The 26,595-nt window shown below is 54.5% G+C and carries 21 protein-coding genes; 7 read left to right on the top strand and 14 right to left on the bottom strand.

Features of this window, described 5'->3' with window-relative positions; translation table 11 throughout:
* Positions 1-180: 180 nt before the first annotated feature.
* The 4 genes from APU02_RS21400 to malT all read left to right on the top strand — a co-directional run bounded on the left by APU02_RS21400 (position 181) and on the right by malT (position 5,068).
* Positions 181-660, top strand: a complete 480-nt coding sequence (locus APU02_RS21400) for an Hcp family type VI secretion system effector (RefSeq protein ID WP_060571173.1) — start codon at positions 181-183, stop codon at positions 658-660.
* Between the two features lie 28 nt (positions 661-688).
* Positions 689-1,549 (top strand): hypothetical protein, encoded by an 861-nt coding sequence (locus APU02_RS21395; protein ID WP_060571172.1) that lies wholly within the window; start codon positions 689-691, stop codon positions 1,547-1,549.
* Between the two features lie 8 nt (positions 1,550-1,557).
* Complete coding sequence (locus tag APU02_RS21390) at positions 1,558-1,989, top strand: hypothetical protein (protein WP_060571171.1); 432 nt, start codon at positions 1,558-1,560, stop codon at positions 1,987-1,989.
* 373 nt (positions 1,990-2,362) lie between these two features.
* Positions 2,363-5,068: an HTH-type transcriptional regulator MalT gene (malT, locus tag APU02_RS21385; RefSeq protein ID WP_060571170.1), complete on the top strand. Its 2,706-nt coding sequence runs from the start codon at positions 2,363-2,365 to the stop codon at positions 5,066-5,068.
* Positions 5,069-5,119: 51 nt separating this feature from the next.
* On the opposite strand, the gene APU02_RS21380 is transcribed toward malT, so the two are convergent.
* From APU02_RS21380 to glpE, 3 genes are all read right to left on the bottom strand, one after another.
* Positions 5,120-5,878 (bottom strand): DeoR/GlpR family transcriptional regulator, encoded by a 759-nt coding sequence (locus APU02_RS21380; RefSeq protein WP_060571169.1) that lies wholly within the window; start codon positions 5,876-5,878, stop codon positions 5,120-5,122.
* A 15-nt stretch (positions 5,879-5,893) separates the two neighbouring features.
* Positions 5,894-6,724 (bottom strand): rhomboid family intramembrane serine protease GlpG, encoded by an 831-nt coding sequence (gene glpG, locus APU02_RS21375; protein WP_060571168.1) that lies wholly within the window; start codon positions 6,722-6,724, stop codon positions 5,894-5,896.
* Between the two features lie 74 nt (positions 6,725-6,798).
* Complete coding sequence (gene glpE, locus APU02_RS21370; protein WP_060571167.1) at positions 6,799-7,125, bottom strand: thiosulfate sulfurtransferase GlpE; 327 nt, start codon at positions 7,123-7,125, stop codon at positions 6,799-6,801.
* Between the two features lie 207 nt (positions 7,126-7,332).
* Here glpE and glpD point away from each other — a divergent pair, with 207 nt between their 5' ends.
* Positions 7,333-8,841 carry a glycerol-3-phosphate dehydrogenase gene (glpD, locus tag APU02_RS21365; RefSeq protein WP_060571166.1) on the top strand — a complete coding sequence of 503 codons (1,509 nt, stop codon included), beginning with the start codon at positions 7,333-7,335 and terminating at the stop codon, positions 8,839-8,841.
* An 89-nt stretch (positions 8,842-8,930) separates the two neighbouring features.
* On the opposite strand, the gene glgP is transcribed toward glpD, so the two are convergent.
* The 6 genes from glgP to asd all read right to left on the bottom strand — a co-directional run bounded on the left by glgP (position 8,931) and on the right by asd (position 19,729).
* Positions 8,931-11,378, bottom strand: coding sequence for a glycogen phosphorylase (glgP, locus tag APU02_RS21360; RefSeq protein WP_060571165.1), 2,448 nt, complete (start codon positions 11,376-11,378; stop codon positions 8,931-8,933).
* 19 nt (positions 11,379-11,397) lie between these two features.
* Complete coding sequence (gene glgA / locus APU02_RS21355; protein ID WP_042286452.1) at positions 11,398-12,831, bottom strand: glycogen synthase GlgA; 1,434 nt, start codon at positions 12,829-12,831, stop codon at positions 11,398-11,400.
* Positions 12,831-14,126, bottom strand: coding sequence for a glucose-1-phosphate adenylyltransferase (glgC, locus tag APU02_RS21350; protein WP_042286454.1), 1,296 nt, complete (start codon positions 14,124-14,126; stop codon positions 12,831-12,833). Before glgC ends, glgA begins: the two co-directional genes overlap by 1 nt.
* Before the next feature lie 13 nt (positions 14,127-14,139).
* Complete coding sequence (gene glgX / locus APU02_RS21345) at positions 14,140-16,116, bottom strand: glycogen debranching protein GlgX (protein WP_060571164.1); 1,977 nt, start codon at positions 16,114-16,116, stop codon at positions 14,140-14,142.
* Positions 16,113-18,299: a 1,4-alpha-glucan branching enzyme gene (gene glgB / locus APU02_RS21340; protein ID WP_042286460.1), complete on the bottom strand. Its 2,187-nt coding sequence runs from the start codon at positions 18,297-18,299 to the stop codon at positions 16,113-16,115. Before glgB ends, glgX begins: the two co-directional genes overlap by 4 nt.
* 326 nt (positions 18,300-18,625) lie before the next feature.
* A complete protein-coding gene (asd, locus tag APU02_RS21335) occupies positions 18,626-19,729 on the bottom strand; it encodes an aspartate-semialdehyde dehydrogenase (protein WP_042286462.1) in 1,104 nt (367 codons plus the stop codon).
* Positions 19,730-19,919: 190 nt separating this feature from the next.
* Between asd and yhgN the strand changes: the two genes are divergently transcribed.
* On the top strand, positions 19,920-20,513 hold the full coding sequence (yhgN, locus tag APU02_RS21330; RefSeq protein WP_012908322.1) for an NAAT family transporter YhgN: 594 nt from the start codon (positions 19,920-19,922) through the stop codon (positions 20,511-20,513).
* Between the two features lie 78 nt (positions 20,514-20,591).
* Here the strand turns inward: yhgN and gntU are convergent, their stop codons facing one another.
* The 5 genes from gntU to APU02_RS21305 form a co-directional block, all read right to left on the bottom strand.
* Entirely contained in the window at positions 20,592-21,932 is a 1,341-nt protein-coding gene (gntU, locus tag APU02_RS21325; RefSeq protein ID WP_042286465.1) for a gluconate transporter, read from the bottom strand.
* Positions 21,933-21,935: 3 nt separating this feature from the next.
* On the bottom strand, positions 21,936-22,463 hold the full coding sequence (gntK, locus tag APU02_RS21320) for a gluconokinase (protein WP_042286469.1): 528 nt from the start codon (positions 22,461-22,463) through the stop codon (positions 21,936-21,938).
* Between the two features lie 139 nt (positions 22,464-22,602).
* Positions 22,603-23,598 carry a gluconate operon transcriptional repressor GntR gene (gntR, locus tag APU02_RS21315; RefSeq protein ID WP_042286472.1) on the bottom strand — a complete coding sequence of 332 codons (996 nt, stop codon included), beginning with the start codon at positions 23,596-23,598 and terminating at the stop codon, positions 22,603-22,605.
* A 141-nt stretch (positions 23,599-23,739) separates the two neighbouring features.
* A complete protein-coding gene (locus tag APU02_RS21310; RefSeq protein WP_042286476.1) occupies positions 23,740-24,435 on the bottom strand; it encodes a pirin family protein in 696 nt (231 codons plus the stop codon).
* Positions 24,436-24,558: 123 nt separating this feature from the next.
* Positions 24,559-25,596: an oxidoreductase gene (locus APU02_RS21305; RefSeq protein WP_060571163.1), complete on the bottom strand. Its 1,038-nt coding sequence runs from the start codon at positions 25,594-25,596 to the stop codon at positions 24,559-24,561.
* 474 nt (positions 25,597-26,070) lie between these two features.
* Here APU02_RS21305 and yhhY point away from each other — a divergent pair, with 474 nt between their 5' ends.
* Positions 26,071-26,559 (top strand): N-acetyltransferase, encoded by a 489-nt coding sequence (yhhY, locus tag APU02_RS21300; RefSeq protein WP_060571162.1) that lies wholly within the window; start codon positions 26,071-26,073, stop codon positions 26,557-26,559.
* The last annotated feature ends 36 nt before the right edge of the window (positions 26,560-26,595 follow it).

The following is a 26,595-nucleotide window of genomic DNA, read 5'->3' as shown; positions in this document are numbered from 1 at the left end:
ACCAACTTCCGTGAATGGGGATGAATCGCCTGTCCGGTATATATGAGAATGTGTTACGACGTCTTTTATTATTACTGGAATGCCATAATAAAAATAGTTGAATTACCGATATAACACGCGCACACTTAAATAGCTTTATTTCAATATATTATTTACGCAAATATTTTATAAGGAAATAATATGGCTCATTTATCCTGGCTTACGCTAAAGGGAGAGTTACAGGGTGATATCTCGGCCCGGTGCGGCTCACGGAATTCGATTGGTAATAAATCTCAGGCCAGTCATATTGATCAGATAATGATTTACGCACTTGAGCATGAAACATCCCGCCAGCAAAATGTTTGCCATCATGAATTGCAAATCATCAAGCCCGTTGACCGTTCGTCGCCGTTGCTCAACAAAGCTATAAATGATAACGAAACGCTTGAGTGTGAGATCCATCTCTATCGGGTTAATCCGAAAGGGCATCAAGAGATTTATTATAAAATAAAATTATTCAAAGCGCATATTTCTAACATCAAAATGATAGTACCACATAATATTATTGAAAATGGCAACGAAGCACAGGAACGCGTTTGTTTTACGTATGAATCCATCAGTTGGGAACACTGTATAGCGAGCACCAGCGCTTTCAGTTTCTGGAACGACCGTCTTTTCTGAATCTGGACAGCTTATATAAGGGAATAGTATGCGTCACCGACCCTCTTCGTTATACAACACCGATCATTACAGGGAAGATCCACTACGCGATTCATCAGACTTCCGCTGGCATTCAATGAATCCTGCGCTGCGTGATATGGCTTTTATGGATGGTTCATTTATTACCCAACATCATCACATTCTCCTGCTGACCCTGGAAGAAGCGCAGCAAGTTATCGACGATTTGATGGGTGGCGTCGATCGTTTTTTTTCATATCGGGCAGGGCCTGGCAATATAAAGGATGGGCTGGATGCCTTTCGCAGTCTGACAAAGCTCACCACCTGGTACAACCCTGCTAAGGAGTTGATGTTTAACTTTGATGTTTTGAAAATCAAAGCCATTGAATACAAAGTGGGCGGTAAAACCTATATAAAAATTACCGGATACCCCGGCTTACGGCGCATACTTACCGGTACTCGCTACGGCGCTAATCACCCGCAAATACTGGAAATGGCCATCGGTAAACAGGGGCTTTACCACAACATCCGCAACGGAGTCAGATATTGCATCTATTTTTCGCTGGCCTGGCGAGCTATCGAACTCATTTTTAAGTCTGACTATAACCTGACTGATTTTCTGGTCGATATCACAATGGATATGGCAAAAGCTGTGGTGTCGGGAGTTTTGATTGGGTTAGTCGCAGGCGTTTTGGCTTTGATGAGTTTACCTATAATTGTTACAACCGGCTTTATAATTGCCATAGGCATAGGTCTCAATATTGGATTAAACATACTTGATGACAAGTTAGGGCTATCAAACGAGTTAAAGGGAAAGGTTCGGGATTATACGCTTCATCATATAAAAAGTTGTAATTACGAATTCCCCTCCCCTGACTCCCACTTATATTGAGGATGCTTATGCATAATTTATGGTTACGAATCATGGTCATTATTTTTATGATTTTCTGCATTATTTTTATAGATTTTTTATTATTTGGTTTAGTAATGACAGATTTTTTATCTTTAATTAAAGCAGGGGATGTTATATCTTACAACAAAACATGTATACTTATTGGCGCGACTCCTTTAGTCATATATGTTGCATTAGCTATGATTCGTATTTTATTTAGTCAAGACGTGAAGTACAAAGCGCTTCCCGACCCTTATGAAAAATGGGTACTTCTTACCATTACCTTTTCTTTTATCCTTGGTCTCATTGCTGATTGCATTATCCCTTTTTTATTCATGGCGTTGTCTTACCATTCCTGCCCTCAGGACACGCTTCGCGATTATCATGTAACCGATATCGCGCTCTGCAAAACGCTCGTCGATAATCGTAGTTTCTGGTGATGATCCTTAAACAACGTCTGTTGCCAGGAAAATACTGCTGCTATTTCAAACCGTTTTCTGCTGCTTCGCCGCAGGGCATTTTTAATAATAATTTATCACCGTAAGTTACAATTAACGCGGTCACTTTCATGAATGCAAGCCCTTGCAAACTGTAATTATTCTTCAGCAAGAGTAAAAAAACCAACGTCATGCCGGGCAAACCAGACCCGACGCGGATTAGGCTTCAGAAAAATTTGTGATGCAGTGCAAATTAAGGCAGTCCATTACCGGACATAACTTGCAAAAGTTTCTAATCTGGCCGACCTTATAACCATTAATTACGAAGCGCAAAAAAAATCGCAGTTCCCCCATTTTCCACAGTGAAGTGTTAACTATGTTGATTCCGTCTAAACTAAGTCGTCCGGTTCGTCTCGACCATACGGTGGTTCGCGAGCGCCTGTTGGCTAAACTTTCCGGCGCGAACAATTACAGGCTCGCCCTGATCACAAGTCCTGCGGGATATGGGAAAACCACGCTCGTTTCACAATGGGCCGCAGGCAAAACCGATCTCGGCTGGTATTCGCTGGATGAAGGTGACAACCAGCAGGAACGGTTTGCCAGCTATCTGATTGCGGCAATTCAACAGGCCACCAACGGACACTGCGCCACCAGTGAAGTGATGGTGCAAAAACGCCAGTACGTCAGTCTGACCTCGCTGTTTGCGCAGCTGTTTATTGAACTGGCCGAATGGCATCGCCCGCTGTACCTGGTTATCGACGACTACCACCTGATCACCAATCCGGTGATTCACGAATCTATGCGCTTCTTCCTGCGCCATCAGCCGGAAAATCTTACCCTGGTGGTGCTGTCGCGTAATTTACCGCAGTTAGGCATTGCCAATCTGCGCGTACGCGATCAGCTTCTGGAGATCGGCAGCCAGCAGTTGGCCTTTAATCATCAGGAAGCGAAGCAGTTTTTCGATCGCCGTTTATCCTCCCCCATTGAAGCGGCTGAAAGTAGCCGGATGTGCGACGACGTTGCCGGTTGGGCGACAGCCCTGCAGCTGATCGCCCTCTCTGCACGGCAAAATAACAACTCAGCCCACCAGTCCGCACGCCGACTGGCAGGCATCAACGCCAGCCATCTCTCAGATTATCTGGTTGATGAAGTGCTCGACAGCGTCGACGTCAGCACCCGTCATTTCCTGTTGAAAAGCGCCATTCTGCGATCAATGAACGATGCGCTGATCGTCCGGGTGACCGGTGAAGAAAACGGTCAAATGCGCCTGGAGGAGATCGAGCGTCAGGGTTTATTCCTGCAACGAATGGATGACACCGGCGAATGGTTCAGCTACCACCCACTGTTTGGTAGCTTCCTGCGCCAGCGCTGCCAGTGGGAACTGGCGACAGAACTGCCGGAGATTCACCGCGCCGCCGCCGAAAGCTGGATGGCGCAGGGCTTCCCGAGCGAAGCAATCCACCACGCGCTGGCGGCAGGTGACGCGCATATGCTGCGCGATATCTTGTTGAACCACGCCTGGGGTCTGTTCAACCACAGCGAACTGGCGCTGCTGGAAGAGTCACTCAAAGCGCTGCCGTGGGAAAGTTTGCTGGAAAACCCGCGTCTGGTGCTGCTCCAGGCCTGGCTGATGCAGAGCCAGCACCGCTACAGCGAAGTGAATACTCTGCTGGCGCGCGCCGAACAAGAGATCAAAGGCGTGATGGACAGCACCCTGCATGCCGAATTTAACGCGCTGCGGGCGCAGGTGGCGATCAACGACGGCAACCCTGACGAAGCGGAGCGCCTGGCGAAACTGGCGCTGGACGAACTGCCCATTGCCTGGTTCTATAGCCGCATTGTCGCCACCTCGGTGCACGGCGAAGTGCTGCACTGTAAAGGCGACCTCTCCCGCTCGTTGGCGTTGATGCAGCAGACCGAGCAGATGGCGCGTCAACATGACGTCTGGCACTACGCGCTGTGGAGTCTGATCCAGCAAAGCGAAATCTTGTTTGCCCAGGGCTTTTTACAGGCCGCCTGGGAAACACAGGAAAAAGCGTTCCAGTTGATCAAAGATCAGCATCTGGAACAGTTGCCGATGCACGAGTTCCTGGTACGCATCCGCGCGCAGTTACTGTGGGCGTGGGCGCGTCTGGACGAAGCGGAAGCCTCTGCCCGCAGCGGCATTGAAGTGCTTTCCACCTTCCAGCCCCAACAGCAGCTCCAGTGTCTGGCCCTGCTGATCCAGTGCTCGCTGGCGCGCGGCGATCTGGATAATGCCCGCAGCCATCTTAACCGTCTGGAAAACCTGCTCGGCAACGGTCACTACCATAGCGACTGGATCTCCAACGCCGACAAAGTACGGGTAATCTACTGGCAGATGACTGGCGATAAAAAGTCCGCCGCTAACTGGTTGCGCCACACACCGAAACCGGAGTTTGCCAATAACCACTTCCTGCAGGGCCAGTGGCGCAACATTGCCCGCGCGCAGATCCTGCTGGGGGAATTCGAACCCGCGGAAATCGTGCTTGAAGAACTGAATGAGAACGCGCGCAGCCTACGGCTGATGAGCGATCTCAACCGTAACCTGCTGCTCCTGAACCAGCTTTACTGGCAGGCAGGGCGGAAAAACGACGCCCAGCGCGTGCTGCTCGACGCCTTACAGCTTGCCAACCGCACCGGTTTTATCAGCCATTTTGTGATTGAAGGCGAAGCGATGGCGCAGCAGTTACGCCAGTTGATCCAACTGAATACCTTGCCGGAGCTGGACCAGCATCGCGCCCAGCGGATCTTGCGCGAAATTAACCAGCATCACCGCCACAAGTTTGCCCACTTCGACGAAGGCTTTGTCGAGCGTCTGCTGAACCATCCGGAAGTGCCGGAGCTGATCCGCACCAGCCCGCTGACCCAACGTGAATGGCAGGTGCTGGGGCTGATTTACTCCGGGTACAGCAACGAGCAGATCGCCGGCGAGCTGGCCGTCGCCGCGACCACCATCAAAACCCACATCCGCAACCTGTATCAGAAACTTGGCGTGGCGCACCGTCAGGACGCGGTACAGCATGCGCAGCAGTTGCTGAAAATGATGGGTTATGGGGTGTAATTATCCCGTCAGGGCGGCCAGGGCGCATTGCGTGGCCACCCGGCGGTGTGACTAACACAGTTCCAGTTGAATATGGTTGTCCGAAATCACCTGCATAATGCCTGCGGGCGGCAGGATGTCGGTATAAACGGCATCCACCATACTGATGCTGCCCATATTCACCATCGCGTTACGGCCAAACTTCGAATGATCCACCACCAGCATCACATGGCGGGAATTTTCAATGATCGCACGCTTAGTGCGCACTTCGTGATAGTCGAACTCCAGCAGCGAACCGTCGCTGTCGATGCCGCTGATCCCCAGAATGCCGAAATCAAGACGGAACTGCGAAATAAAATCGAGCGTCGCTTCACCGATAATTCCACCGTCGCGGCTGCGCAATTCGCCGCCCGCGAGGATAATGCGGAAATCGTCTTTCGTCATCAACGTGTTCGCCACGTTCAGGTTGTTAGTCACAATACGCAAATTGCTGTGACCGAGTAGCGCGTGGGCCACGGCTTCCGGCGTGGTGCCGATGTCAATAAACAGAGTGGAACCGTTGGGGATTTGCGTGGCCACTTTGCGCGCAATGCGCTCTTTTTCCGCCGTCTGAGTGGCCTTTCGATCGTGCCACGGGGTATTCACCGAACTGGACGGCAGCGCGGCGCCGCCGTGATGACGCAGAATCATGTTTTGATCGGCCAGATCGTTGAGATCGCGGCGAATGGTTTGCGGGCTAACGGAGAAATGCTCCACCAGCTCTTCGGTACTGACGTATCCCTGTTTTTTTACCAGCTCAATGATCGCGTCATGTCGTTGTGTTTGTTTCATCGTTATTCCCTGGAATCATGTTCGTTTTCGCGCATTCAGCGTGTCAGCCAGCGCCATCGCCAGTCCGACCGCCAGCCCGGCAATGTGTGCGCCATTCGCCATCGACATGCCGAAGAAATCCAGCCAACCGGCAACAATCCAGATTAACGCGAAAATAATCAGTCCGCGTTGCAAAAAGATACCGCTTTGCGGATCGCGTTCGCCGCGCAGCCAGACGTAGCCCATCAGCGCGTAGACCACACCGGACAGGCCACCGAACCACGGACCGCTGAATTTCTGCTGTACGTAGCCGCTCAGTAGCGCGCTGATCACGGTAATGACTATCAGCTTCCCGCTGCCAAGTCGCTTCTCTACCGCGCCGCCAAGATACCACCACCACAGCAGGTTAAAGAGGATATGCATCAGTGAGAAATGCATAAAGGCATGCGTGAAGTAGCGCCAGACATCAAACTTCAGTGACGGATCGAACGGCCAGGCCAGCCATACCATTACCGTCTGATCGCCCACGATATTTTGCACGATAAATACCACAACGCAGAGCGCCATGATAAACCAGGTGACCGGTCCGGCGCGCTCGCGCAGGGTGGCGAGAAACGGGAAGCTACGGTAGTGCAGGCCGCTGCCGGTATGCCCCGACTGCCAGCTGGCCGCAAGATAGCGCGGATCGGCAGGATTCTCCAGAAAACGCGCCAGCTCTGCCTGTACCCGTTCAGCCTGGGAGTCATCCGCCAGCCAGACATCGCTTTGCTGATGTTGTTGAATGGTCAGGATAACGCCCTGCGTCGCCATATAGTCGACAAAAGCCTGGGCCACGCGGGGGTTAGCAAAAGAAGTAATCATCAACATTGTTGCTGTCGCTTATTCCACACAAAAGAGGACAGTATATAGGCCCTTCTTCCTTCAGGCTGCATTTTGTTGGCTTAACCGCCATACGCCACTTCGGCGGGAAAGTTGCGGTGCCAGGCGTCAAAGCCGCCGTCTACGCTGTAGACCGCATCATACCCTTGCTGTAACAAATATTGCGCCGCGCCTTTGCTGCTGTTGCCGTGATAGCACATCACCATGATCGCCGTGTCAAAATCATGCTCGCGCATAAACGCGCCCAGCGTGTCGTTGGTCAGATGAAACGCCTGCGGAGTATGTCCCATTGCGAAACTTTGCGGATCGCGGATATCCACCAGCACCGCCGCGCCCTGATGCAGCTTCTGGTGCGCTTCTTCTACGTTGATACATTCAAACTGATCCATACATTCTCTTCTTTATCGTACAGGTTATTGCAGGTGACGTTTTTCAGGCATGTTACCGCGTAGTGTACGTCCCGGCGGCAGTGAAACGCCATAATGTTATATGTATCACTGTAAATTGTTTATTCGATGTTACCAATAGCGCGTTTCTTTGCTATTATGTTCGATAACGAACATTTATGAGCTATAACGAAAGTGCAAGAGGGCAGCATGGAAACCAAAGATCTGATTGTGATAGGGGGAGGCATTAACGGTGCCGGTATCGCGGCAGATGCCGCTGGACGCGGTTTATCCGTGCTGATGCTGGAAGCGCAGGATCTCGCGTGCGCCACCTCTTCCGCCAGTTCAAAACTCATTCATGGTGGCCTGCGCTACCTGGAACACTACGAATTCCGCCTGGTTAGCGAAGCGCTGGCCGAGCGAGAAGTGCTGCTGAAAATGGCGCCGCATATTGCCTTTCCGATGCGTTTTCGTCTGCCGCATCGCCCCCATTTACGTCCGGCATGGATGATCCGCATCGGTCTGTTTATGTACGATCACCTCGGCAAACGCACCAGCCTGCCGGGTTCGACCGGTTTGCGTTTTGGCGCAGAATCCGTTCTTAAACCGGAAATCGTGCGCGGTTTCGAATATTCTGACTGCTGGGTGGACGATGCCCGACTGGTGCTGGCGAATGCGCAGATGGTGGTGCAAAAAGGCGGCGAGGTGTTAACCCGCACCCGGGCTACCTCAGCGCGCCGCGAAAACGGTCTGTGGATTGTCGAAGCAGAAGACATTGATTCCGGCAAAAAATACACCTGGCAGGCGCGTGGTCTGGTCAACGCTACCGGTCCGTGGGTAAAAGAGTTTTTCGACGAGGGCATGCATCTGCCTTCACCGTACGGTATTCGCTTGATCAAAGGCAGCCACATCGTGGTGCCGCGCGTTCATACCCAGAAACAGGCCTACATTCTGCAAAACGAAGACAAACGCATCGTGTTTGTGATCCCGTGGATGGATGAGTTCTCGATCATCGGCACCACCGACGTTGAGTACAAAGGCGATCCGAAAGCGGTGAAAATCGATGAAAGCGAAATCAATTACCTGCTGAAGGTATATAACGCCCACTTTAAAAAACAGCTGGGCCGCGACGATATCGTCTGGACCTATTCCGGCGTACGTCCGCTGTGCGACGATGAATCCGATTCTCCGCAGGCCATCACCCGCGACTACACGCTGGATATTCATGATGAAAATGGTAAAGCGCCGCTGCTGTCGGTGTTCGGCGGTAAGCTGACCACCTACCGTAAACTCGCCGAACACGCAATGGAAAAACTGTCGTCGTACTATCAGGGTATCGGTCCGGCGTGGACCAAAGACTGCGTGCTGCCGGGCGGTGAGATGGGCGGCGACCGTGAAGATTATGCCGCTAAATTGCGCCGCCGCTATCCGTTCCTGAGCGAATCACTGGCGCGCCATTATTCCCGTACCTACGGCAGCAACACCAGACTGATCCTCGGCGAAGCGACGTCGCTGGCGGATCTCGGCGAAGATTTCGGTCATGAATTCTACGAGGCGGAGCTGAAGTATCTGGTGGATCATGAATGGGTGCGCCGCGCGGACGATGCACTTTGGCGCCGCACCAAAGAGGGAATGTGGCTCAACGCTGAGCAACAGTCACGCATAACCCAGTGGCTGGCGGCGTATACGGAAAAACAGGCGCTGTCGCTGGCATCGTAAAACCAGCATTGGCGGATGACGGCTGCGCCCTACCCGGCCTACAACGCGTGTTGTAGGCCGGGTAAGCGAAGCCCCCGGCGCTATGCCTGTTACAGCCGAACCGGATCGATATGCCAGATGGTATCGGCATACTCTTTGATGGTTCGGTCAGAAGAGAAATACCCCATATTCGCGATATTGAGCATCGCTTTTGCGGTCCACTCTTCTGGTCGACCATACAGCTCATCGACCTTGTCCTGACAATCCACGTAGCTGCGATAGTCAGCCAGTACCTGATAGTGGTCGCCAAAGTTAATCAGCGAATCCACCAGATCACGATAGCGTCCTGGCTCGTCCGGACTGAACATCCCGCTGCCAATCTGCGTCAGCACCTGATGCAGTTCTTCATCTTTCTCGTAGTACTCGCGCGGTTTGTAGCCCTGCCTGCGCAGTTCCTCCACCTCTTCCGCGGTATTACCAAAAATAAAGATATTCTCTTCACCGACGTGCTCCTGCATCTCGACGTTCGCGCCGTCCAGCGTACCGATGGTCAGTGCGCCGTTGAGGGCGAACTTCATGTTACTGGTGCCTGATGCCTCCGTCCCTGCCAGGGAAATCTGCTCAGAGAGATCCGCCGCCGGAATAATCAACTGCGCGAGGCTGACGCTGTAGTTCGGGATAAACACTACCTTCAGCTTGTCGCCAATCAGCGGGTCGTTGTTGATCACCTTCGCCACGTCGTTGATCAGATGAATAATATGCTTCGCCATGTAGTACGCCGACGCGGCTTTACCGGCAAAAATATTCACCCGCGGCACCCACTGCGCATCCGGATCGGCCTTGATCCGGTTGTAACGGGTGATCACATGCAGCACGTTCATCAGTTGCCGCTTGTACTCGTGAATACGTTTGATTTGCACATCAAACAGCGATTTCGGGTTCACCACCACGTTCAGTTGCTGCGCGATATACACCGCCAGCCGCTTTTTATTTTCCAGTTTCGCATGACGCACCGCGTGATTCACCAGCGGAAAATCGCAGTGCTGCTCCAGTTCGCTGAGCTGGCTGAGATCGGTACGCCAGGTGCGGCCAATATTTTCATCCAGCACCTCAGAAAGTGACGGATTCGCCAGCGCCAGCCAGCGACGCGGCGTCACGCCGTTGGTCACATTACAGAAGCGGGTCGGAAAGATAGTGGCGAAATCGGCGAACAGCGACTGCACCATCAGGTTGGAGTGCAGTTCAGACACGCCGTTCACCTTATGACTGACGACCACAGCCAGCCACGCCATACGCACGCGGCGACCGTTGGACTCATCAATAATCGAGGCGCGTCCCAGCAGACCGGTATCGTTCGGATACTGCTCCTGCAGGGTTTTCAGGAAGTAGTCGTTTATTTCAAAGATAATCTGCAAATGGCGCGGCAGGATTTTACCAAGCATATCCACCGGCCAGGTTTCCAGCGCTTCACTCATCAGCGTGTGGTTGGTGTAAGAGAAGACCTGACAGCAGACTTCAAACGCGTCGTCCCAGCTAAACTTATGCTCGTCGATCAACAGGCGCATCAGCTCCGGGATCGACAGCACCGGATGGGTGTCGTTGAGGTGGATGGCGATTTTATCCGCCAGGTTTTTGTAGGTTTTATGCAGTTGGTAATGACGGCTGAGAATATCCTGCACCGTGGCGGAAACAAGGAAATATTCCTGCCGCAAACGCAGTTCACGCCCGGAATAGGTAGAGTCATCCGGATACAGCACGCGCGAGACGTTTTCAGAGTGATTTTTATCTTCCACCGCCGCGAAGTAGTCGCCCTGGTTGAATTTACCCAGGTTAATTTCGCTGCTGGCCTGGGCGTTCCACAGACGCAGGGTGTTGGTGGCGTCGGTGTCATAGCCGGGGATGATCTGGTCGTAAGCGACCGCCAGGATCTCCTCGGTTTCAATCCAGCGCGTTTTCTTGCCTTCCTGCTGGATACGCCCGCCGAAACGCACCTTATAGCGTGTGTTGTGACGTTTAAATTCCCACGGGTTGCCGTATTCCAGCCAGTAGTCGGGGGATTCTTTCTGCCGTCCGTCGACGATGTTCTGCTTGAACATGCCGTAGTCATAACGAATACCGTAGCCGCGTCCCGGCAGCCCTAACGTCGCCAGCGAATCAAGGAAACAGGCCGCCAGACGCCCAAGACCGCCGTTACCCAGCCCCGGGTCGTTTTCTTCGTCGATCAGTTCTTCGAGATCGAGCCCCATCGCCTCCAGCGCGCCTTTCACATCGTCATAAATGCCTAGCGATAACAGCGCGTTGGACAGCGTGCGGCCAATCAGAAACTCCATCGACAGATAGTAAACCTGGCGAGTTTCCTGCGACAGCTGGGCCCGGTTAGAACGCAGCCAGCGCTCCACAAGACGATCGCGCACCGCAAACAGCGTGGCGTTCAACCATTCATGCTTATTGGCAATGACCGGATCTTTACCAATCGTGAACATCAGCTTATAAGCGATAGAGTGCTTAAGCGCTTCTACGCTCAGGGTCGGCGATGCATAGGTAAATGGAGCATTCATAATGGTGATTCCTGAATAACTATTTCAAGCGATAGTAAAGCTCGCGGTATGACTTCGCCGCGACTTGCCAGCTAAAATCCATCGCCATCGCTTGCCGTTGCACAAACCGCCAGAGCGAAGGTCGTGACCACAACACAAACGCACGCCGGATCGCCCGTAGCAGAGACCAGGCGTTGCTGTCCTCAAACACAAAGCCGCTGGCGATGCCGTCCGCCAGATTTTCCAGCGAACTGTCGGACACCGTGTCCGCCAGACCACCGGTACGCCGCACCAGCGGCAGCGTGCCGTATTTCAAACCATAAAGCTGCGTTAAGCCGCACGGCTCAAAACGGCTCGGTACAAGGATAACGTCCGCGCCGCCCATGATGCGGTGCGAAAAAGCCTCATGGTAGCCGATCTGCACGCCCACCTGACCGGGATGTTCCGCCGCCGCGGCAAGAAACCCTTCCTGCAATACGGGGTCGCCCGCGCCAAGCAGCGCCAGTTGACCGCCCTGTTCCAGTAAACCCGGCAGCGCTTCCAGCACCAGGTCCAGCCCTTTCTGACTGGTCAGGCGGCTCACGACGGCAAACAGCGGTACTTTGTCGTTGACCTTCAGCCCCATCGCAATCTGTAACTGACGTTTGTTCTCGGCCTTTTCTTCCAGTGAATCCCGGGTGTAGCGCGAGGCCAGCAGCAGATCCGTCTCCGGGTTCCAGATTTTTTCATCCACCCCGTTCAGCACTCCGGACAGTCGGCCTTCACGGTGGCGCTGCTGCAACAGCCCCTCCATACCGTAGGCGAACTGCGGTTCAGTGATTTCCCGCGCATAGGTTGGGCTGACCGCCGTAATATGGTCGGCGTAGTACAGACCGGCCTTCAGGAAGGAGATCTGTCCGTTAAACTCCAGACCATGCATATTAAAGAACGACCATGGCAGTTCGATGTCATTCATATGCTGTGCATAAAACATGCCCTGATACGCCAGATTGTGTACGGTAAAGACCGACTTCGCCGGGCGCCCGCGCGCCGCCAGATAGGCGGGCGTCAGGCCCGCGTGCCAGTCGTGCGCATGCACCACATCCGGGCGCCAGAACGGGTCAAGTCCGCAGGCCATCTCACAGCCCACCCACCCGAGCAGCGCGAAACGCAGCACGTTATCGGTATAGGCGTACAGGTTCGTATCGTGATACGGGCTCCCCGGACGATCGTAAAGATGCGGCGCATCGATCAGGTAAATCCCCACCCCGTTGTAATGGCCGAACAGCAGGCTGATCTTGCCTGCGAAGGTATCACGACGCGATACCACCTGCGCATCCGTAATACCGCGCCGAATATCCGGGAACGCGGGTAACAGTACGCGGGCATCCACGCCGTCCGCAATTTGCGCCGCAGGTAACGCACCTAACACATCTGCCAGACCACCTGTTTTGAGCAGGGGGAACATCTCCGAACATACATGTAAAACCTGCATTATCGCTCCTGTTTGACGTGCAGTTTGCGCAGCATTTCGCGCGTAACTAAAACAATGCCTTCTTCGGATCGGTAGAAGCGACGGGCATCTTCTTCCGCGTTTTCGCCAATAACCATCCCTTCCGGGATAACGCACGCGCGATCGATAATGCACCGACGCAGGCGACACGAGCGCCCTACCCAGACTTCCGGCAGTAACACCGCCGAATCAATATTACAGAATGAGTTCACCCGTACCCGCGGGAACAGGACAGACTGCACCACCACCGAACCCGAGATAATACAGCCGCCGGACACCAGCGAGTTCAGGGTCATGCCGTGGCTGCCGGAACGGTCCTGAACGAACTTCGCCGGCGGCAGGGATTCCATATGAGTGCGAATCGGCCAGTTCTGATCGTACATATCCAGTTCTGGCGTCACCGAGGCTAAGTCAAGATTGGCTTTCCAGTACGCTTCAAGCGTTCCGACATCGCGCCAGTAAGGTTCCGATTCCGGGTCCGACTGCACACAGGACAACGGGAAAGGATGGGCATAGGCCATGCCAGCTTTCGTGATGGACGGGATAATGTCCTTACCGAAGTCATGGCTGGAGGCGTCGTTAGCGTCGTCCTGTTCCAGCAGCTCGTAAAGGTAATCAGCGTCGAAAATATAGATCCCCATGCTGGCAAGGGACTTCGTGGCATCCCCTGGCATGGCGGGCGGATTCGCCGGTTTTTCAACGAAATCGATAATCTTGTCGTTTTCGTCCACTGCCATCACGCCAAAGGCGCTGGCTTCTTCAATAGGTACCGGCATACAGGCCACGGTACAGCGCGCGCCCTTCTCGACATGGTCGATGAGCATACGCGAGTAGTCCTGCTTGTAGATGTGGTCTCCGGCAAGGATCACCACGTATTCCGCTTTGTAGCGACGAATAATATCAAGGTTCTGCGTCACGGCATCGGCAGTGCCGCGATACCAGTTTTCACCCTGCATTCTTTGCTGCGCGGGCAACAGGTCGACAAACTCGTTCATCTCTTCGCTAAAGAACGACCAACCGCGCTGAATATGCTGAACCAGAGTGTGAGACTGATATTGCGTGATCACGCCGATACGGCGGATCCCGGAGTTAATACAGTTGGATAAAGCAAAATCGATAATGCGGAACTTACCGCCAAAATGAACGGCCGGCTTTGCGCGCTTGTTCGTTAAATCTTTCAGACGGGTGCCCCGCCCGCCCGCCAGAATCAGGGCAACGGATTTCAACGGCAACTGGCGCGCCAACATTAAACGGTCGTTCTTCTCTAAACTCACCATGACTAACTCCTTTTTATCCTCTCTGGAACACACACAATCCGTGCGCAGGTCCCGGCCAGACAGCCGTAATCACCGGATTATCCTCACCGGCAAATGGGGGAACAGCGCGCCACTCCCCGTCAGGTAATACAATTTCAGCCACTTCAGTGGTGGCATTGATCGTGATGAGAAAACGGCCCGACAGCAGGATTTGCATCTGTCTGGCGCCGTTCTGCCACTCGTTTGCGCTTAAAGGCTGCGCGAAGCGGTTAAGCCAGCGCACATTGCCATCGCCCTCTTCCCACCAGCGGTCGTCCACCAGCGCGGGGATTTGCTGGCGCAGATGTATCAACGCGGCGGTAAAGTCGATCAAACCGTCGCTTGCCTGCGACCAGTCCAGCCAGGTCAGCGCATTGTCCTGGCAATAGGCGTTATTGTTGCCGTGCTGGCTGTGACCCTGTTCATCGCCCGCCAGCAGCATCGGCGTTCCCTGTGACAGCAGCAGCGTCGTCAACAGCGCGTGAATGCTGTCGCGCCGACGCTCAACCACATCCAGCGTCCCGCCTAACCCTTCTTTACCATGATTATTACTCTGGTTGTTGTCGGTTCCGTCCCGATTTTCCTCTCCGTTCGCCTCATTGTGTTTCTGGTTGAAACAAACGCAGTCCCTGAGCGTGAAACCGTCATGGGCCGTCACCAGATTGACCGACGCGCTGGGCAGACGTCCGTCACGTTTAAACACGTCGCTGGAGGCGGCAACGCGTCCGGCGAATTCGCCGAGCGTCAGGTTTTGCCGTAGCCAAAAGCGGCGCGTGGCGTCGCGAAAATGGTCGTTCCACTCCGCAAACGGCGGCGGGAAGTTGCCCACCTGATACCCGCCTTCGCCAATGTCCCACGGTTCTGCTATCAGCTTCACGCGGGAAAGCACCGGACAATTTTTGATGGCCGTAAACAATGGCGCATCCTGACGAAACGCCGGCGTGCGACCCATGACCGACGCCAGATCAAAACGGAAACCGTCTACATGGCAGGTCTCTACCCAATAGCGCAGGCATTCGCAAGCATATGCCACCACGCTGGGCTGACTGAGATTCAACGTGTTGCCGCAGCCGGTCCAGTTGTGGTAATCACCATCGTCCCTTATCCAATAATAGCTACGGTTGTCGATTCCGCGCAGGGAGAAGAGAGGTCCGTCCAGATCCAGCTCGGCGCTGTGGTTCAGCACGATGTCGAGAATGACTTCAATACCGGCGTTGTGCAGCGCTTTGACCGCATCGCGAAACTCGTCGAGCGCCGTTTCGGGCGAACAGGCATAAGCCGGATGCAGCGCAAACAGCGCTACCGGGTTGTAGCCCCAGTAATTCGAAAGCCCCAACCGTTGCAGGCGCGGCTCGCTGGCGAAATGCGCCACCGGCAACAGTTCCAGCGCGGTGATCCCGAGACGCTTAAAATGCGCGATCATCACCGGATGGCCGAGCGCCCGATAAGTACCGCGGAGCGCCGCCGGGATCTGTGGATGCAGATACGTTAAGCCTTTGACATGGGCTTCGTAGATCACGCTCTTGCCCCACGGCGTGCGGGGTGGCGTATCGCCTTCCCAGTCATAGTTATCGGCGGTTACCACACACTTCGCTGCGATGGCGACGTTATCGCGATGATCCGGTGCGTCATAACCCGCATGAAACAGCGGGTTGTCTTTAAAATCTCCTTCAACGCGCCGCGCGCAGGGGTCAATCAGCAACTTTGCCGGATTAAAGCGGTGCCCCTGAGCAGGCGCCCATGGGCCATGCACGCGATAACCATAGCGCAGACCGGGGCGCGCGTCGGGCAAATAGCCGTGCCAGATATCGCCAGTACGCGCAGGCAGATCGTAGCGCTGCTCGTTACCCTGCGGGTCAAACACGCACAGCTCGACGCGCTCGGCATGGGCGGAGAACAGCGTGAAGTTCACGCCGTGCCCGTCATACGTCGCGCCGTGAGGCGTCGCATTGCCCGTCTCCAGTTGGCTCATTCCCCCTCCCGAACCAGCCAGATGGTCGCCAGCGGCGGCAGGGTGAGGCTCAATGACTGCGGACGTCCGTGGCTGCCGATGTTGTCGGTTTGCACGACACCGCCGTTACCCGCGTTGCTGCCGTGGTAATGCATCGAGTCGGTGTTGAGGATTTCACGCCATTTGCCCGGCTGATTTACGCCAAAGCGATAATCGTGGCGCGGCACCGGGGTGAAGTTACTGGCAACAATAATTTCGTTGCCGACCTTATCGCGGCGCACAAAAATCAGCACCGAGCGCGCGTTGTCATCCACCACCAGCCATTCAAAACCATAGCTGTCAAAATCGAGTTCGTGCAGCGCTTTATGGTGTCGGTAAGTGTGGTTGAGGTCGCGTACCAGCCGCTGGACGCCATGATGCCAGTTGTCGCCCCCTTCCAGCAGATGCCAGTCGAGACTGGCGTCGTGGTTCCATTCGCGGCCCTGGGCGAATTCGTTGCCCATAAACAGCAGTTTTTTGCCAGGGAAGGCCCACATCCAGCCGTAGTAGGCGCGCAGGTTGGCGAACTTCTGCCATGCATCGCCCGGCATACGGTCGAGAATCGATTTCTTGCCGTGAACCACTTCGTCATGCGACAGCGGCAACACAAAGTTTTCGGTGTAGTTGTAGAGCATGCCAAACGTCAGTTTATCGTGGTGATACTGACGATAGACCGGGTCCAGCTTCATGTAGTCGAGGGTGTCGTGCATCCAGCCAAGATTCCATTTGTACCAGAATCCCAACCCGCCCATGTCCTGCGGACGGGACACACCGGCGAAGTCGGTGGATTCTTCCGCCATGCTCACCGCGCCCGGCACTTGTTCGCCAAGGATCCGGTTGGTATTGCGTAAAAATTCGATCGCTTCCAGGTTCTCCCGTCCGCCGAACTCGTTCGGGATCCACTCTCCCTCTTTCCGGCTGTAGTCGCGGTAGATCATCGACGCCACCGCATCCACGCGCAGGGCGTCAATGCCGAAGCGTTCAATCCAGTACAGGGCGTTGCCGACCAGATAGTTGCTGACTTCACGGCGTCCGTAGTTGTAGATCAGCGTGTTCCAGTCCTGGTGATAGCCTTCCCGCGGGTCGCTGTGTTCGTACAGCTTCGTGCCGTCAAATTCCGCCAGGCCAAAGTCGTCGGAGGGGAAATGACCCGGCACCCAGTCGAGAATAACGTTCAGCCCGGCGTTATGCGCGGCGTTGATGAAATAGCGGAAATCATCGCGGGTACCGAAGCGACGGGTCGGCGCATACAAACCGGTGGGCTGATAGCCCCAACTGCCGTCGAACGGATGCTCGTTAACGGGCAACAGCTCAATATGGGTAAAGCCCATCCACTTCACGTACGGGACAAGCTGGTCCGCCAGCTCACGGTAGCTCAGCCAGAAATTGTTGTCGGTATGACGACGCCACGACCCAAGGTGCACTTCATAAATGGAAATAGGCGCATCGAATTGATTGGCTTTTTTGCGCTCTTCGGTTTGCTCAACCTTTTCCGGCAGGCCGCAAATCAGCGAGGCGGTATCCGGGCGCATCTGCGCTTCAAACGCGTAAGGATCGGCTTTCACGCGCAGATTGCCGTTGGCGTCGATCATTTCGTATTTATACAGCTGACCGTTCTGCGCGCCGGGAATAAACAGCTCCCAAATGCCGCTCTCTTTGCGCAGGCGCATCGGATGACGACGTCCATCCCAGTAGTTAAATTGCCCCACAACCGAGACGCGTCGGGCGTTCGGCGCCCACACCGAGAAGCGGGTTCCGGTCACGCCATCCATCGTATCCGCATGGGCGCCGAGGGTTTCATACGGACGAAGATGGGTGCCTTCCGACAGCAGCCAGGCATCCATCTCCTGAATCAATGGACCAAAACGGTAGGGATCGTCAATCAGGTTCTGCTGGCCGTGCCAGACAACCGCAAGCTGATAGCGAAAAGGATTTTTACGACGCGGTAATACGCCGCTGAAGAAACCGCGCGAGTCAAGGCATTCGAGTTTGCCGACTTTACGTCCGGTTTTCGGTTCAATGACCCACACTTCGGTGGCGTCAGGTAACAGAGCGCGGACTTCAAGTCCGGCGGGGGTCTGGTGCATTCCGAGTACGGAAAAAGGATCCGCAAAATGGCCTGCAATTAGCGCGTTAATCACGTCTCTATCGATACGAACGGACATGGTTGTCATCCTGTTTTACAGCCTCCCTTTCCCGCTGCTTGTGGCATCGGGCGGAGACGCTTTTTTAACTTTAACAGCGCAGCACAATTGTGCATCCTCTCTGCGCCGTCCTGGCTTCAGGCAAAACCGTAATACCGTGGAGGTATCAGGGCACCTTTAAAGAATAGCCAACGCTTTAATTAACTCCTGTGAAAAAATGAAACATCTGCGATTACTCCTGTATAACGCATAAAAAAGGGTGACTCAGCACCCTGGATAACACTTTGACAAATTTTTGCGGATTACCCGCAGGCCCGATACGCAAAGCGCGATCGGGCAATTCACGGTTACGCCAGTTGGCGCAGCATCCGGCGCAGCGGTTCCGCCGCGCCCCACAGCAGCTGGTCGCCCACGGTAAAGGCTGACAGGAACTCCGGTCCCATATTCAGCTTACGCAGACGGCCCACTGGCGTGGTCAGCGTACCGGTAACGGCCGCCGGGGTCAGTTCGCGCAGGGTTATATCCCGATCGTTTGGCACGACTTTGGCCCACGGATTGTGCGCCGCCAGCAGTGCTTCCACGGTCGGAATAGACACATCTTTTTTCAATTTAATGGTGAAAGCCTGGCTATGGCAGCGCAGCGCGCCCACGCGCACACAAAGGCCATCCACCGGGATCACGGAAGCGGTATTGAGAATTTTGTTGGTTTCCGCCTGGCCCTTCCACTCTTCGCGGCTCTGGCCGTTATCGAGCTGTTTGTCGATCCACGGGATCAGGCTGCCTGCCAGCGGTACGCCAAAGTTATCCACCGGCAGATCGCCGCTGCGGGTAAGATGGGTGACTTTACGTTCGATATCGAGAATCGCTGAAGAAGGGGTCGCCAGTTCATCCGCCACGTGGTTATGCAGTTGGCCCATCTGGTTGAGCAACTCACGCATATGCCGCGCGCCGCCGCCGGAAGCCGCCTGGTAAGTGGCAACAGACACCCAGTCCACCAGGTCGTTAGCAAACAGGCCGCCCAGCGACATCAGCATCAGGCTGACGGTACAGTTACCGCCGACAAACGTTTTGATGCCTTTATTCAGGCCGTCGTTGATGACATCCTGGTTAACCGGGTCGAGAATGATGATGGCGTCATCTTTCATACGCAGCGAGGAGGCGGCGTCAATCCAGTAGCCCTGCCACCCGCTTTCACGCAGCTTTGGATAAATTTCGTTGGTATAATCGCCGCCCTGGCAGGTCACAATAATGTCGAGCGCCTTCAGCGCCTCGAGATCGAATGCGTCCTGAAGTGTGCCGGTGGTGCCGCCAAACGTCGGCGCAGCCAGCCCCAGCTGAGAAGTCGAAAAGAAAACAGGGCGAATGGCGTCGAAGTCGCGCTCTTCAACCATGCGTTGCATGAGAACAGAGCCGACCATACCGCGCCAGCCGATAAAACCAACATTTTTCATAGCGTTTTTTCCTGCAGAGATGTGTGCTGTGTATGCTAACCAGTGTCCTACTGGCTTATCCTTCACCATACAAAAAGCAGCCAAAGTCGCAAGTGAAATTAATCAATGATAGCGATGCCATCAGTAATGCGACTTATCCCGCTGCGTTAGCAAGCAGAAAGTCCGCGGCAATTATCAGGGAATTTGAGTTATGAATGAAATCATTTCAGCAGCAGTTTTATTGATCCTGATTATGGATCCGCTCGGTAATCTGCCTATCTTCATGTCCGTACTGAAACATACCGAGCCAAAACGGCGTCGCGCGATTATGGTTCGCGAGCTGTTTATCGCGCTGCTGCTGATGCTGATTTTTCTTTTCGCGGGCGAGAAAATTCTCGCTTTTCTCAATTTACGCGCCGAAACAGTGTCCATCTCCGGAGGGATTATCCTGTTCCTGATCGCCATTAAAATGATTTTCCCCAGCGCGTCGGGCAACAGCGCGGGGTTACCGGCGGGTGAAGAGCCCTTTATCGTGCCGCTGGCCATCCCGCTGGTGGCCGGTCCGACCATTCTGGCGACGTTAATGCTGCTGTCACATCAATATCCAAACCAGATGGGACATCTGGTTATTGCTCTGCTGCTTGCCTGGGGCGGCACGTTTGCCATTCTGATGCAGTCATCGCTGTTCCTGCGCCTGCTTGGCGAAAAAGGCGTAAACGCGCTGGAGCGCCTGATGGGGTTGATTCTGGTGATGATGGCGACCCAGATGTTCCTCGACGGTATCCGGATGTGGATGAAGGGGTGATAAAACGGCGGGGGTGCTACGGTTTCAACCTGTGCAGTACTCAGGCCCGGGAAGCGCAAGCGCCACCGGGCACAGTAATCAGCTCAATAGCTGAAAGGCAATCATCCCGACGATCGCGCCGACAGTACCGAGGATGGTTTCCATCATCGTCCAGGTCTTCAGCGTTTGCGCTTCGGTCGCGCCGGTGAATTTACCGAACAGCCAGAAACCGGCGTCGTTAACGTGGCTGACAACAATCGAACCGCCCGCGATACAGATAGACAATGCCGCCATCTGCGCACCGGAGAAGTTCAGTTGTTCAATCACTGGCATTACCAGCCCCACCGCCGTCAGACAGGCCACCGTCGCGGACCCCTGAATGATGCGCACTGCCGCGGCCAGTACGAAGCAGGTAATGGCAATCGGCAAGCCCATGCCGGTCAACGCTTCCCCCAGCGCCGGGCCCACGCCGGAATCCACCAGCACCTGCTTAAACACGCCGCCTGCGCCAATCACCAGCAGAATAATCCCCGCCGGCTGCAGCGCGTGACCGCAAATTTCCATTACTTTATCTTTTGGCATTCCCTGACGCATCGCCAGGCCATAGATCGCCACCAGACAAGCAACCAGAATCGCGGTGAACGGATGGCCGATAAATTCAAACCATTCGTAAGCCGTTGACCCTTCCGGTACAAAGCGCGCGGCGATGGTTTTCAGCCCCACCAGCACCAGCGGCAGCAGGATCAACGACAGGCTGAAGCCAAAGGATGGCATCTTGCCTTCGCCGAGGTGTGGCTCGGTAATATCGTCGGGTATGCGCAGCTCCACAAAACGGCTGATGAAGTTGCCCCACAGCGGCCCGGCGATAATCATTCCCGGAATCGCGGCGCACAGGCCAATCAGGATCATCCAGCCAAAGTCGGCGTGCATTTGTGAAGCCAGCAGCATCGGCGCAGGCCCGGGCAGGAGGAAGGCCGCAGCCGCCGCAACCCCAGCAAACAGCGGGATCACCAGCTTCACCAGATTGGTGCCGGTATGACGCGCCATCGAAAACGCAACGCTAATCAGCAACACGATCGCCACTTCAAAGAACAACGGCAGCGCGCAGATCAGACCGGCCAGGCCAATCGCATAGTGCGCGCGGCTGTGACCAAAGGATTTCAGCATCTTGACGGCGATCTGATCGACCGCGCCCGTTTCATGCAGGATCTTACCGAACATAGCGCCCAGCGCGACCACAATGGCCAGGAAGCCAAGCGTACCGCCCATTCCCTTTTCCATCGTCGCTGCAATTTTATCGAGCGGCATACCGGAAAAGAGCCCTGCGCCAATAGACACCACCATCAAAGCAACGAAGGCATGCATTCGCGCCTTCATCACTAAAAACAACAGCAGTAAAACGGAGCCTACTGCTGTTAAAACAAGCGTTAATGTACTCAAAACTTACTGCCTTTTAGTAATGACCTCGATGGTGCTTGCAACAACACCGTCCAGCGGCTGATCGATATCCACCACCAGCACGTCTTTCTCGTCAGCGTCCGGTTCCTGCAGCGTGTCGAATTGTGTCACCAGCATCTGCGTTTTGAAGAAATGGCCTTTACGCGCCTTCAGACGGCTTTCAATGACGTCGAAATCGCCTTTCAGGTAGATAAAAGAAAGGTTTGGATTACCGTCGCGCAGGATGTCGCGGTAGTGTTTTTTCAGCGCGGAACAGACGATCAGCGACACTTTGTTGGTACGCTGCATGGCAAACGCGGCGTCGTTCAGCGCCTGCAGCCACGGTTTACGGTCGTCGTCATTTAAGGGTTCGCCAGAGGCCATTTTCTCAATGTTGCTACGCGGATGGAGAAAATCGCCGTCAAGGAACGCGGCATGAAGTTGATGCGCCACTTCGCTTGCGACAGCGGATTTGCCGCTGCCCGATACGCCCATCAGAACGTAAACGTGGTGATCATGGTTAGTCGTGCTCAAAGTGGTGCCCTCACAGTACAAAGTTCAGGAATTGTTACGGGTAACTGTTATCGGTAACATTGTCCGACCGGACAAACCTGGACGCAATGTCCAAACGTGCCAGAAGTGAATAAGTGTGAGCTACTTCAAATTTGTCGGCTTAAATAGATCCGCCCGGTGACAAGGTGAAACCTAAATCTAACATTTTCGGCGTCACGCTTTCACCACGGATGCGAGCCAGCAGGCGCTCTGCGCCAATGCTGCCCATCCGTTCACGCGGCGTCAGGACACTGGCCAGACGCGGTTCCATCACCTGTCCGATATCATGACCGTGGAACCCGGCAATCGCCATATCACGCGGGATTGAAAGCCCCAGGCGCTGGCATTCAAACGCCGCCCCGACCGCCAGGTCATCGTTGGTACAGAAGATCCCGTCAAGCTGCGGATATTCGCGGCGCGCCTGGCGGATCAGTTCGATCCCCGACGAGTAAGATGAAGACTGCTCAACCATCACACTGTAAGGCACCAGGCCTGCATCCCGCATCGCCTGCTCATACCCCTTCTGTTTGATGATAGTACGTTCGTCGAGACGCGCGCCAAGATAGGCGATATGACGATGCCCGCGGGCAATAATCGCGGCAGTCATCTGACGGGCAGCTTCAAAGTTGTCAAAGCCGACGGCGATGTCCAGACACGGCGACTGGCTGTCCATCAGTTCAACCACCGGGATGCCTGCCACTTCTATCATTTTCAGGGTGCGCGGAGTATGGGTACGTTCGGTCAGAATCAGACCGTCGATATTCCAGGAAAGCATCGACTCCAGGCGCTCCTGTTCCATTTCCGGCTTATAGCCGTAGTGCGCGAGCATAGTCTGGTAGCCGTGGGCATCCGTTACCGCCTCAATCCCGCGCAGCACTTCAGCGAAGACCTGGTTGGTTAATGAAGGCAGCAACACGCCGATCGCCCGGCTGGTGGCGTTTGAAAGAATATCAGGGGCGCGATTGGGAATGTAACCCAGTTCATCAAGTGCAGCGGCGATCTTGCCGCGTAGCGCGACGGAGACCTGCTCCGGGTTACGCAAAAAGCGGCTGACCGTCATTTTGGTCACGCCTACGCGGTCGGCGACATCCTGAAGTACGGGTCTTTTCTTTTTCATCGTCCTGAAAGATATAAAAGGGATAGATTTTCCCAGTTTACCACGGACGTGAAGAATTAATGACACACGAAAAAAGCCGGATAGCGACGTTTTCACGTCGCATCCGGCCTGTAAGCCCTCGTCGGGCAGGGTGATGTCGATTTATACTGGCGGTAAGTCAAACAGCAGCACTTCACTATCGCTGTCGGCATGAATTGAGATCGCTTGTTCATCCCAAATCGCCAGACCGTCGCTGGTGGTCGCTTTGGTGCCGTTTATCGTCACCTCGCCTTTCACCACCTGGATCCAGACGCGGCGTTCTGCGGCAATCTGATGCACCGACTGCTCGTCTTTTACCAGCGCCCAGCGGTACAGTTCCATATCCTGATACACTTTCAGCGAACCGTCGCGGGCATCCGGCGACAGCACCAGTTGCTTACCCTGTGTGGCATCGAAACGACGCTGTTCGTAACGCGGCGTTATGCCGGTTGTTTCCGGGATGATCCAGATCTGGTAAAGACGCAGACGATCCGTTTTGCTCGGGTTGTACTCAGAGTGACGTACCCCTGTTCCCGCGCTCATGATCTGGAATTCACCGGCTGGCACCTGCTCTTTGTTTCCCATGCTGTCCTGGTGTTCTACTGCGCCTTCCAGCACATAGGTCAGGATCTCCATGTCTTTATGCGGATGGGTACCGAACCCTTGTCCCGCATCAATCACGTCATCGTTAATCACCCGCAGCGCCGAAAAGCCCATAAAGTTCGGGTCATAATAGTCGGCAAACGAAAAGGTGTGCCAGGAATCCAGCCAGCCATGATTGGCGTGGCCGCGGTCATTTGCTTTGCGTAAGTAGATCATTGTGTTCACCCCCCAGATGTTTTCGATGGAGTCAGTGTGGACCCAAACGCGCTGCGATCATAGAGGGTGAAAATTGACTCCTCTGTTCAAAAAAGATGAACAAGCATAGAGGAGCCGTAAACCTTATCTGGCAAGGGTAATGGTGGCCGGAGACGCCTGCTCAAACGCCCGTTCCAGGAGTTCGAGATTCGTCAAAACCTCAGATTCCTTGACGTAATTTGGCGCCCCCTGGGTAATCGTTTTGAACAGCGCATCATAAACGCGACCATAGTCCCCCACCTCCGGCGTGATCTCTTCGCGCACCGTCACACCGTCATCATTGACGTACTCCAGCACGCCCAGCGACTCATCGGCTGCAAACCCCGGTTCACCCGGCATGATGTTGGCCTTCAGGCTGGTTTCCTGCTGGTCGATGCCGTATTTAATAAACGAGCCTTTGGTGCCATGAACGATAAATTTCGGGTAATCGATTTTCACCAGATGGCTGGTTTTAACGATCGCTTTCAGGTCGCCGTAAAACAGCTGCGCCTCAAAGGTATCGTCCGGGTTCGCTTTGTTGCGCAGACTACGGATGTCATACGCGGCATGATCCGGACGTCCAAACAGCGAGATAATCTGGTCCATGGTATGCACGCCGAGACCGTAGAACGAGCCGTCCTGCGGCAAACCCGGTTTGGTTTCCGCCACCGGTCGGTAGTAGTCGAAATGACTTTCGATTTCGACAATCTCCCCCAGCTTGCCGCTTTCGATGACTTTTTTGGCGGTCAGGAAGCAGGCGTCAAAGCGGCGGTTCTGATACGGCGATACCGTCAGTCCTTTGCTTTTCGCCAGTTCAAACAGCACCCTGGCCTCTGCCAGGGTTGGGGTGAAGGGCTTTTCGACCAGCACGTTTTTCCCTGCTTCCAGCGCACGCTTCGCGTATTCAAAATGGCTGTCGGCATGGGTACAGACAATCACCAGTTTTACCTGTGGGTCGTTTAACACTTCATCAAGATCGCTGGTGAAATGGATATGAGAATAGATCGGCGCCTGTTCTTCCGGCTTCGCGCGGCGGCGGTAAATATGGGCGACGTGCCAGGTGTCTTTACGGTTGAGTACATAAGGAAGATGATAACGGGTCGTGCTTTTCCCAAAGCCAATAAATGCGCAATGTAACGTCATGAAGGTGTCCTTTTTAAGGTGATTGACTACACCTTAGCGCAAACCAGGGAAAGACGACACGTCAGAGCCAGAAACCGTTGCCGGATGGCGCTGACGCTTATCCGGCCTACAAAAGCAAAACCAAAAAATCAGCCACCGCCGTCGCCGTCAGTTTGTTCACGGCAAGCGCGCAGGGCCCGGAGCGTACTTAATGTACGTGAGGAGCACGAGCACTTCCCGGGGACAAAATGACAAGTAAGCCAGGCTGAAACAGACCCCAAAAAAAAAGCCAGCAGAGGCTGGCTAAAGTAATACTGGAAGCAATGTGAGCAATGTCGTGCTTTCAGGTTCTCCGCAAGGGTCTCCCTGAACGCAAAGCAATAATAATCATTCTCATTCGCAGTTGTCCAACACTTTTTGCAAATAAATGCATTTGACTGCGGTGTGAAAGTCAAAGATGTTAAAAGGGACTTTACCTCCGCCGGAGAGACAAGAATGAGCGAAATAGTGATACGCCACGCTGAAACCAGAGATTATGACGCGATTCGTCAGATCCACGCCCAGCCTGAGGTGTATCGCAACACGCTACAGGTTCCGCATCCCTCGATGGAAATGTGGCAGGCGCGACTGGCCGACCAGCCGGGCATTAAACAGCTTGTCGCCTGCATTGACGAGCAGGTTGTCGGGCATTTGTACATTGAGGTTACGCAGCGCCCGCGCCGCAGCCATGTCGCCGATTTTGGCATCTGCGTTGACGCCCGCTGGCAAAACCGCGGCGTTGCCAGCGCGTTGATTCGCACGATGATCGATATGTGCGATAACTGGCTGCGGGTAGATCGCATCGAACTGACGGTGTTTGTCGATAATGCGCCAGCGGTGGCGGTCTATAAAAAGCATGGCTTTGACATTGAAGGCACCGGCAAGCGCTACGCCCTGCGCGACGGCGAGTATGTGGACGCGTATTATATGGCAAGAATAAAGTGACACATCGCCCAGTGGCGCTACGCCTACCGGGACTGA

Origin of the sequence: Citrobacter sp. 50677481 (assembly GCF_001463265.1) — a bacterium.
GTDB classification, from domain to species: Bacteria; Pseudomonadota; Gammaproteobacteria; order Enterobacterales; family Enterobacteriaceae; genus Citrobacter_A; species Citrobacter_A sedlakii.
This window is presented reverse-complemented; position numbering and strand designations above follow the sequence as displayed.

Coding starts and splice junctions, on each gene's coding strand:
- APU02_RS21305 (WP_060571163.1), bottom strand. CDS start 25,596: ATGACGTTACATTGCGCATTTATTGGCTTTGGGAAAAGCACGACCCGT.
- APU02_RS21395 (WP_060571172.1), top strand. CDS start 689: ATGCGTCACCGACCCTCTTCGTTATACAACACCGATCATTACAGGGAA.
- malT (WP_060571170.1), top strand. CDS start 2,363: ATGTTGATTCCGTCTAAACTAAGTCGTCCGGTTCGTCTCGACCATACG.
- glpG (WP_060571168.1), bottom strand. CDS start 6,724: ATGTTGATGATTACTTCTTTTGCTAACCCCCGCGTGGCCCAGGCTTTT.
- glgA (WP_042286452.1), bottom strand. CDS start 12,831: ATGCAGGTTTTACATGTATGTTCGGAGATGTTCCCCCTGCTCAAAACA.
- glpD (WP_060571166.1), top strand. CDS start 7,333: ATGGAAACCAAAGATCTGATTGTGATAGGGGGAGGCATTAACGGTGCC.
- glgX (WP_060571164.1), bottom strand. CDS start 16,116: ATGAGCCAACTGGAGACGGGCAATGCGACGCCTCACGGCGCGACGTAT.
- yhhY (WP_060571162.1), top strand. CDS start 26,071: ATGAGCGAAATAGTGATACGCCACGCTGAAACCAGAGATTATGACGCG.
- glpE (WP_060571167.1), bottom strand. CDS start 7,125: ATGGATCAGTTTGAATGTATCAACGTAGAAGAAGCGCACCAGAAGCTG.
- glgC (WP_042286454.1), bottom strand. CDS start 14,126: ATGGTGAGTTTAGAGAAGAACGACCGTTTAATGTTGGCGCGCCAGTTG.
- yhgN (WP_012908322.1), top strand. CDS start 19,920: ATGAATGAAATCATTTCAGCAGCAGTTTTATTGATCCTGATTATGGAT.
- APU02_RS21380 (WP_060571169.1), bottom strand. CDS start 5,878: ATGAAACAAACACAACGACATGACGCGATCATTGAGCTGGTAAAAAAA.
- glgP (WP_060571165.1), bottom strand. CDS start 11,378: ATGAATGCTCCATTTACCTATGCATCGCCGACCCTGAGCGTAGAAGCG.
- gntR (WP_042286472.1), bottom strand. CDS start 23,598: ATGAAAAAGAAAAGACCCGTACTTCAGGATGTCGCCGACCGCGTAGGC.
- asd (WP_042286462.1), bottom strand. CDS start 19,729: ATGAAAAATGTTGGTTTTATCGGCTGGCGCGGTATGGTCGGCTCTGTT.
- APU02_RS21310 (WP_042286476.1), bottom strand. CDS start 24,435: ATGATCTACTTACGCAAAGCAAATGACCGCGGCCACGCCAATCATGGC.
- glgB (WP_042286460.1), bottom strand. CDS start 18,299: ATGTCCGTTCGTATCGATAGAGACGTGATTAACGCGCTAATTGCAGGC.
- APU02_RS21390 (WP_060571171.1), top strand. CDS start 1,558: ATGCATAATTTATGGTTACGAATCATGGTCATTATTTTTATGATTTTC.
- APU02_RS21400 (WP_060571173.1), top strand. CDS start 181: ATGGCTCATTTATCCTGGCTTACGCTAAAGGGAGAGTTACAGGGTGAT.